Raw genomic sequence first — 6237 nt, 5'->3', positions numbered from 1 at the left:
CGGGTGTGCGATCTGTTTTCGGGCACGGCGCGGGTCGGACACGCCCTGAAGAAGCAAGGGTTTCAGGTCTGGTCGAACGACCTGAACGCCTATGCCCATGCTCTGGCGACGACCTATGTCCAGGCGGATCGAGAGCGGTGGGTCGAGCGGGCCGAGGTCGTGCTGGCCGAGCTGCGGACAGTGAAGCCCGAGGCGGGCTGGTTCACCCAGGCCTTCTGTCAGGATGCGCGGTATTTCCACCCGGACAACGGCGCGCGGATCGACGCCATGCGCGACCGGATCGAGGTCATGGGACTGGAACCGGAACTCAAGGCCATCGCCCTGGTCAGTCTGATGGAGGCGGCGGATCGGGTGGATTCCACCGCCGGGGTCCAGATGGCCTATATGAAGCAGTGGGCGCCGAGGGCGTTGAAGACGCTGGAGCTGCGCACGCCGGACCTGGTTCCGGCGGTGGACGGGCCGTGCCGCGCGACGCAGGGCGATGCGGTCGAGATCGCCGAACAGGTCGAGGCGGACCTGGTTTATCTGGATCCGCCCTACAACCAGCATTCCTATCTTGGGAACTACCATTGCTGGGAGAGCCTGGTGCTGTGGGACCGGCCCGAGACCTATGGGGTCGCCAACAAGCGGGTGGACGTGAGGACGCGCAAGAGCGCCTTCAACAGCCGGCCCGGCATCGGCCCGGCGCTGCGGACCGTGATCGAGCGGGTCAAGGCGCCGAACCTGATCGTCAGTTTCAACGATGAAGGGTATCTGAGCCGCGCCGACCTGGTCGAGATGCTGTCGGCGCGGGGCCATGTTCAGGTCCTGGAGGTGGCGCATCCGCGATACGTCGGCGCCCGGATCGGAATCCATAATCCCAAGGGCGAGAAGGTCGGGCAGGTGGGGCGGCTCAAGAATGTCGAGCACCTCTTCGTGGTCACCGAGCGGCCGGTCTCCCTGCCCGTGGCCGCATAGACACCAATGAAAACAACGGAGGGTAGGGCGGAACGCGAATCGCTGCGTGCCGTTGTGGGACTATGCAACCGCACCCGTACACCGCCCCCAAGACCGATCGCCCCAACGACTACCGCGTGCGGCCGGCGGCCGAGCCGCGCTCATGGGCGCCGCGGACGGCGGATGCGACCTTCACTCACAACGCCGCACGTTACACACGGCCGGTCGAGGCCGTTCAGCCGGTCGAACAGATCGATGTCGAGCCCGAAGTGGCGCCGCCGCCGCGCTGGATGATGGCGATCGCAGGGGCGGCCGTGGCGGCCCTGATGGGCGCGCTGCTGGGCGGCTTCCTGCACATCTGAGACGGCGTCAGGCCTCCTGCAACAGCGCCTTGATCGGCGACCAGCTGCGTCGGTGGGCGGGGCAGGGGCCCAGGGTTCTCAAGGCGTTCTGATGGATGGGGGCGTTGTAGCCCTTGTGGCTGGCGAAGCCGTAGCCGGGGTATTGGGCATCCAGATCGATCATCAACCGGTCTCGCGCGGTCTTGGCCAGGATCGAGGCCGCCGCGATGGATAGCGACAGTCCATCGCCACCGACGACCGTCTGGATTTCGCAGGGAAGCTTGAAGCGATAGTTGCCGTCGACCAGGGCGGCGACCGGCTGGACCTGCAAGGCCTCGATGGCGCGGCACATGGCCAGACCCGTGGCGTGCAGGATGTTCAACTCCTCGATCTCGTCCACCGAGGCGAAGCCGACGCCCCAGGCGACGGCGCGGGCCTTGATCTCGGGCTCAAGGGCGGCGCGCCGCTTTTCCGTCAGGGCCTTGGAATCGTCGATGCCGGGCGGCAGGTCGTCGGGGTTCAGAATGACCGCCGCCGCCGAGACGGGGCCGGCCCAGGGACCGCGCCCGGCCTCGTCCACGCCGCAGACGTGACCGTTGACGCGCTGAATCAGCACCGTTTCCAGCGCGAGGGTCGGGAAGGCTTTCGGATTTGCGAAGGCTTTAGCCATGGTTCGCCATCGCACGAACCTGGGCGTGACGGAAGCAGGTCGTCTGGTGATCGTTGACCATGCCGACAGCCTGCATGAAGGCATAGACGATGACCGGGCCGCAGAAGTTGAATCCGCGCTTCTTCAGGGCCTTGGCCATGGCGACGGACTGTTCGGTCTGGGTCGGGGCCCGGCGATAGTCGGCGTAGGGGGTCTGGATCGGCTCCCCGCCGACGAAGGACCAGAGCCAGGCGGAGAAGTCCTCGCCGTCATCGCGCATCTGAAGCCAGATCTGGGCGCCCCGGATGGCGGCGTTGATCTTGGCGCGCGAGCGGATGATGCGGGGATCGCCCAGCAGGCGCTCGATGTCTGCCTCGCCATAGCGGGCGACGATCTCGGGATCGAAACAGTCGAAGGCGTCGCGGATGCCCTCGCGTTTTCTGAGGATGGTGATCCAGGCGAGACCGGCCTGAAAGCCGTCGAGGACCAGCTTTTCCCACAGGGCGCGGGGATCGCGCTCGGGCACGCCCCATTCGGTGTCGTGATAGGCGACATAGAGCGGGTCGGTCCCGCACCAGCCGCATCGGCCGCCGAAAACCTCTGAGGCGTGTGAGTCGGTCATGGCCTGAAATTGCCAGTCTGTTCCGATCGATGGAAGGGCGTTCGGCGTCGGGGCGACGGAGGAAAAACACCGTCTAAAGTGTCTAATTCGTCTAATCTAGAAGGCTTGGCTCGATGTGATGCAGTCAGGTTTTGCGGCCTCCGGCTTAAAACCGCGCATTGTAGGGGCGTCGGCGGCGGGGGCTGGTCGATTGACGCTGTCGGGCGGCAAGTCGCGGAAATGTTGTTGGAAGTTTCGCGGCGATACGATGGGTAGCGCCGTTTGTCCCTCTCCCATTGGGAGAGGGCTTGAGCGCACGGCGGCCATAGCCGTCGTTCTGGCGCGAAAGGGTGAGGGTCGGGTCCAAGCGAACTGGTCTACCGCCCGACCCTCATCCGGCCCTGCGGGCCACCTTCTCCCAATGGGAAAAGGAAGGTCGCGGGCTTCAGTCCCGGACCAATCCGCCGTCCACGACCAGGTTCTGGCCGGTGACCGCGCGGCTCCAGGGGGAAGCGAAGAAGAGGACGGCGTCGGCGAATTCTTGCGGGGTCGTGACGCTGCGCAGCGGGGTCATGCCGGCGATCAGGTCGAAGACGGCCTCGGGCGTGGCGGCGCTGGCGTCGGTGGTGCGCAGGAGACCGCCCGAGACCATGTTGACGGTGATGCCGTCAGGGCCGAGGTCGCCGGCGGCGGTGCGGGTCAGGCTGAGCAGGGCGGCCTTGGCGGCGGTGTAGTCGTGGTAGGGCACGACCGGGTTCTGGAACAGGTTGGTGCCGATGTTGACGATGCGGCCGAACCGGCCCGCGGCCATGCCGGGCGCGGTCGCCTGGATCAGGTTCAGGGCGCCGCGCACGACGGTCGAGAACTGGCGATCCATCTCGTCCCAGCCTATGGCGGTCATCTGAGAGCGGGCGTCGCCGTTGAAGCTGTAGTCCAGGGCGTTGTTGACGACGGTGGTGACGGGGGCGCCGAAACGGCTGTGCGCAGCCGCGACCATGGCGTCCACGGCGGCGCGGTCGGTCACGTCGGCCTGGAGGGCGAGGGCGCGCTCGCCGATCTCGGCGGCTAAAGCGTTCGCGGCCTCGCCGCTGTTCCTCCAGTTGATGACGACGCGAGCGCCTTCATGGGCGAAGGCGCGGACGCAGGCGGCGCCGACGCCGCGCGCCCCGCCGGTGACGAGGACGATCTGATCGGCGATCTTCATGGGGGACTCACGCGTTGGAGGAGGGAAGGACGTCCTCGCCCATCCAGGCGGGTTTGCGCAAGCGCACCGGGCGGCCGTCCACGGTCAGGTCGCCGTCGAGGCGGTCGACGCGCAGCAGGGCCATGACCGAACCGTCCTGCCCCGAGAGGACTTCGCCCGCGCGCAGTTCGCCCTTCAGCACCTCGGCGCCGAAGGCGGGAGGCGGGCCGTCGAAGTCCAGCGGCAGCATCCGGTTCTTGATCGTGCCTCGGCGCTTCATGCGCGAGGTCGTTTCCTGGCCGACGAAACAGCCCTTCTGGAAGTCGATGCCGTTCAGCAGGTCGAAGTCGGCCTCGATCGGATAGGTCTTGTCCTGGGGCGCGTCGGCGGTCGGATCGGGCAGGCCGATCGACAGGCGGTGGGTGTCGTAGTCGGTCTCGGCGGCGTCTGCAGTCGCCTCGCCATAGAGGCGGCCGCCCATCAGGGGCGTGCGGGGGTCGGGATTGAAGCCGGCGGGGGCCTCGGGCCAGGCGGCGAAGACCGGGCGGTCGTCGGCGGCGACCTGAACCTTGGCGCGCAGCTTGTACATCGACAGGCGCTGGATCAGGGCGTCGCGACGTTCAGTCGCCACATCCAGCAGAACGCCGTCAGCCTGTCCCAGAAGGAACAGGTCGAACAGCAGACGGCCGGGCGGGGACAACAGGGCGCCGAACCGCAGTTCGCCTTCGGCCAGCGTCTCCACATCCTGGGTCAACAGATTGTGCAGGAAGGGTTTCGCATCCTCGCCCGTGACGGAGATCAGGGCGCGACTGTCGAGATGGGCGATGGGCATGGGGCGAAGATAGGGCCGACGGCGTGGCTTCAGAAGACGCCGCACCGAATTTACGTCGCCGCCCGCGTTACACCGCGAGCAGCTGTTTGATCAGCGCCTTTTCAAACCCCTTGGTCTCCGGCCCCGGCAAGGCCTTGCCGATCTCGCCGCTTTCGAACAGGGCGAAGACCTTGGGGTGGACGTAAGAGGCGCGGCAGACGGTGGGGGTGTTGCCCAAGAGGCCGGCGACCGCCTTCACGCAGACGGTGATCTTGCGCTTGGCGTCGGTGGGCGAGGTCGGGGCCTCGGTGTCGCGCAGCGCCCGCGCCGCCGAGACGGTGCCGGCCCAAGTGCGGAAGTCCTTGGCCGAGAACTGCTCGCCCATCGCCTCGCGGATGTAGGCGTTCACGTCGTCGGAATCGACCGGGCACAGCGCGCCGTCGGCCGCGCGGTATTTGAAGAGTTGCTGGCCGGGCAGGCCTTCCAGCTGCCGCACGACCTTGGCCAGGCGCCGGTCCTTGACGCTGACGCTGTGATCCTTACCGCTCTTGCCGCGAAACTCGAACGTCAGGGCCGCGCCATCCACATCGATGTGGCGCTTGTGCAGGGTCGTCAGGCCGTAGCTGCGGTTCTGTTTGGCGTAGATGGAGTTGCCGACCCGGATCAGGGTGATCTCCAGCAGGCGCACGGCGGTGGCCAGCACCTTGTCGCGACAGACGCCGCGAAGAGCCAGATCATGTTCGACCTTCTCCCGCAGTTTCGGCAGGTTGCGCGAGAAGGCCGGCAGCTTGTCGAACTTGTTCTCGGAGCGGGCCGTGCTCCAGTCGTTGTGATAGCGGTATTGTTTGCGGCCCTTCACGTCCCGGCCGGTGGCCTGGATATGGCCGTTGGCCTTGGGACAGATCCAGACGTCGGTCCAGGCGGGCGGAATGGCCAGGGCGCGGATGCGAGACAGGGTCTTCGCGTCCGTGACGGTCTTGCCCTTGGCGTCGCGATACGACCAGCCCTTGCCAGCGCGGCGGCGCGTCAGGCCCGCGAACTCGTCGCTGCAATAGCTGAGGCCTTGGGGGACTTCGGCGGCGATGTCGAAGGCGTGCGATCCGTCGGCCATCAGCCGTTCGCCTTTTCGAGGCGATCATGCAGCCGCTTGATCCAGCGCTCGGCCGGGTCGCCGCCCCACAGCAGCCAGGCGATATCGCCGGCCGAAGGATCGGTGCGGCTGCCCCAGCCCTTGCCGTCCTTGTCCACGGTATGGCGGGCGAAATAGCTGTAGATGTCCTTGATGTCCTTGTCCGAGACGGGCTTCTGATCCGCCAACTGATGGGCGCGGCGCACGCCGACCTCAGTGCCGCCCCGGTCGTGCTTGTCGCGCAGGTCGAGACCGCGCTTGGCCTGGGTCGCGACGCCCTTGGGCGGCTTGCGTTGCGTGTCGGTGAGGGTGGTTTTGGCGGCCATCGCATCTTTCCGTACAAGGACTTAGGCCGAACGCCCTGTCTGGCGCGCGAGTTCCGCTTGACCGCGCGGGCCGGGCGCGAGACGAGGCGGCATGAACTATCGCCACAGCTTTCACGCCGGAAACTTCGCCGACCTGGTCAAGCATGCCCTGGTGCTTTGGCTGGTGAAGGCGCGGCAGGCGGCGGGTCCGCTGACGGTGTTCGACACCCATGCGGGGGCGGGGCTGTACGACCTGTCGGGGGACGGGACGCGGTCGAAGGA

At 67.1% G+C, this 6237-nt stretch carries 8 protein-coding genes and 1 pseudogene; 3 read left to right on the top strand and 6 right to left on the bottom strand.

The features are described from left to right. Together GGC30_RS15985 and GGC30_RS15980 are read left to right on the top strand one after the other, a co-directional pair. The coding region (locus GGC30_RS15985) for a DNA adenine methylase (RefSeq protein WP_153926099.1) at window positions 1-957 on the top strand (957 nt) is incomplete at its 5' end. 62 nt (window positions 958-1019) lie between these two features. Beyond that, complete coding sequence (locus GGC30_RS15980) at window positions 1020-1298, top strand: hypothetical protein (RefSeq protein WP_153926097.1); 279 nt, start codon at window positions 1020-1022, stop codon at window positions 1296-1298. A 7-nt stretch (window positions 1299-1305) separates the two neighbouring features. Here the strand turns inward: GGC30_RS15980 and GGC30_RS15975 are convergent, their stop codons facing one another. From GGC30_RS15975 to GGC30_RS15950, 6 genes are all read right to left on the bottom strand, one after another. Then, complete coding sequence (locus GGC30_RS15975; protein ID WP_153926095.1) at window positions 1306-1947, bottom strand: ribonuclease HII; 642 nt, start codon at window positions 1945-1947, stop codon at window positions 1306-1308. Next, window positions 1940-2548 carry a DNA-3-methyladenine glycosylase I gene (locus tag GGC30_RS15970; RefSeq protein WP_153926093.1) on the bottom strand — a complete coding sequence of 203 codons (609 nt, stop codon included), beginning with the start codon at window positions 2546-2548 and terminating at the stop codon, window positions 1940-1942. Before GGC30_RS15970 ends, GGC30_RS15975 begins: the two co-directional genes overlap by 8 nt. A gap of 424 nt (window positions 2549-2972) precedes the next feature. Next, a complete protein-coding gene (locus tag GGC30_RS15965) occupies window positions 2973-3731 on the bottom strand; it encodes a 3-oxoacyl-ACP reductase (protein WP_153926091.1) in 759 nt (252 codons plus the stop codon). 7 nt (window positions 3732-3738) lie between these two features. After that, window positions 3739-4542, bottom strand: a complete 804-nt coding sequence (locus GGC30_RS15960) for a folate-binding protein YgfZ (protein ID WP_153926089.1) — start codon at window positions 4540-4542, stop codon at window positions 3739-3741. A 67-nt stretch (window positions 4543-4609) separates the two neighbouring features. After that, window positions 4610-5632: a DNA topoisomerase IB gene (locus tag GGC30_RS15955; protein ID WP_153926087.1), complete on the bottom strand. Its 1023-nt coding sequence runs from the start codon at window positions 5630-5632 to the stop codon at window positions 4610-4612. Next, window positions 5632-5976: a hypothetical protein gene (locus GGC30_RS15950; RefSeq protein WP_153926085.1), complete on the bottom strand. Its 345-nt coding sequence runs from the start codon at window positions 5974-5976 to the stop codon at window positions 5632-5634. The genes GGC30_RS15955 and GGC30_RS15950 overlap by 1 nt, the downstream gene beginning before the upstream one ends. Window positions 5977-6067: 91 nt before the next feature. On the opposite strand from GGC30_RS15950, the pseudogene GGC30_RS15945 reads away from it, so the two are divergent. Beyond that, window positions 6068-6237, top strand: a pseudogene (locus tag GGC30_RS15945) (23S rRNA (adenine(2030)-N(6))-methyltransferase RlmJ); the annotation flags it as partial.

It is taken from the genome of Brevundimonas sp. SPF441, assembly GCF_009661015.1.
Classification (GTDB): Bacteria; Pseudomonadota; Alphaproteobacteria; order Caulobacterales; family Caulobacteraceae; genus Brevundimonas; species Brevundimonas vesicularis.
This window is presented reverse-complemented; position numbering and strand designations above follow the sequence as displayed.

Coding starts and splice junctions, on each gene's coding strand:
- GGC30_RS15980 (WP_153926097.1), top strand. CDS start 1,020: ATGCAACCGCACCCGTACACCGCCCCCAAGACCGATCGCCCCAACGAC.
- GGC30_RS15975 (WP_153926095.1), bottom strand. CDS start 1,947: ATGGCTAAAGCCTTCGCAAATCCGAAAGCCTTCCCGACCCTCGCGCTG.
- GGC30_RS15970 (WP_153926093.1), bottom strand. CDS start 2,548: ATGACCGACTCACACGCCTCAGAGGTTTTCGGCGGCCGATGCGGCTGG.
- GGC30_RS15965 (WP_153926091.1), bottom strand. CDS start 3,731: ATGAAGATCGCCGATCAGATCGTCCTCGTCACCGGCGGGGCGCGCGGC.
- GGC30_RS15960 (WP_153926089.1), bottom strand. CDS start 4,542: ATGCCCATCGCCCATCTCGACAGTCGCGCCCTGATCTCCGTCACGGGC.
- GGC30_RS15955 (WP_153926087.1), bottom strand. CDS start 5,632: ATGGCCGACGGATCGCACGCCTTCGACATCGCCGCCGAAGTCCCCCAA.
- GGC30_RS15950 (WP_153926085.1), bottom strand. CDS start 5,976: ATGGCCGCCAAAACCACCCTCACCGACACGCAACGCAAGCCGCCCAAG.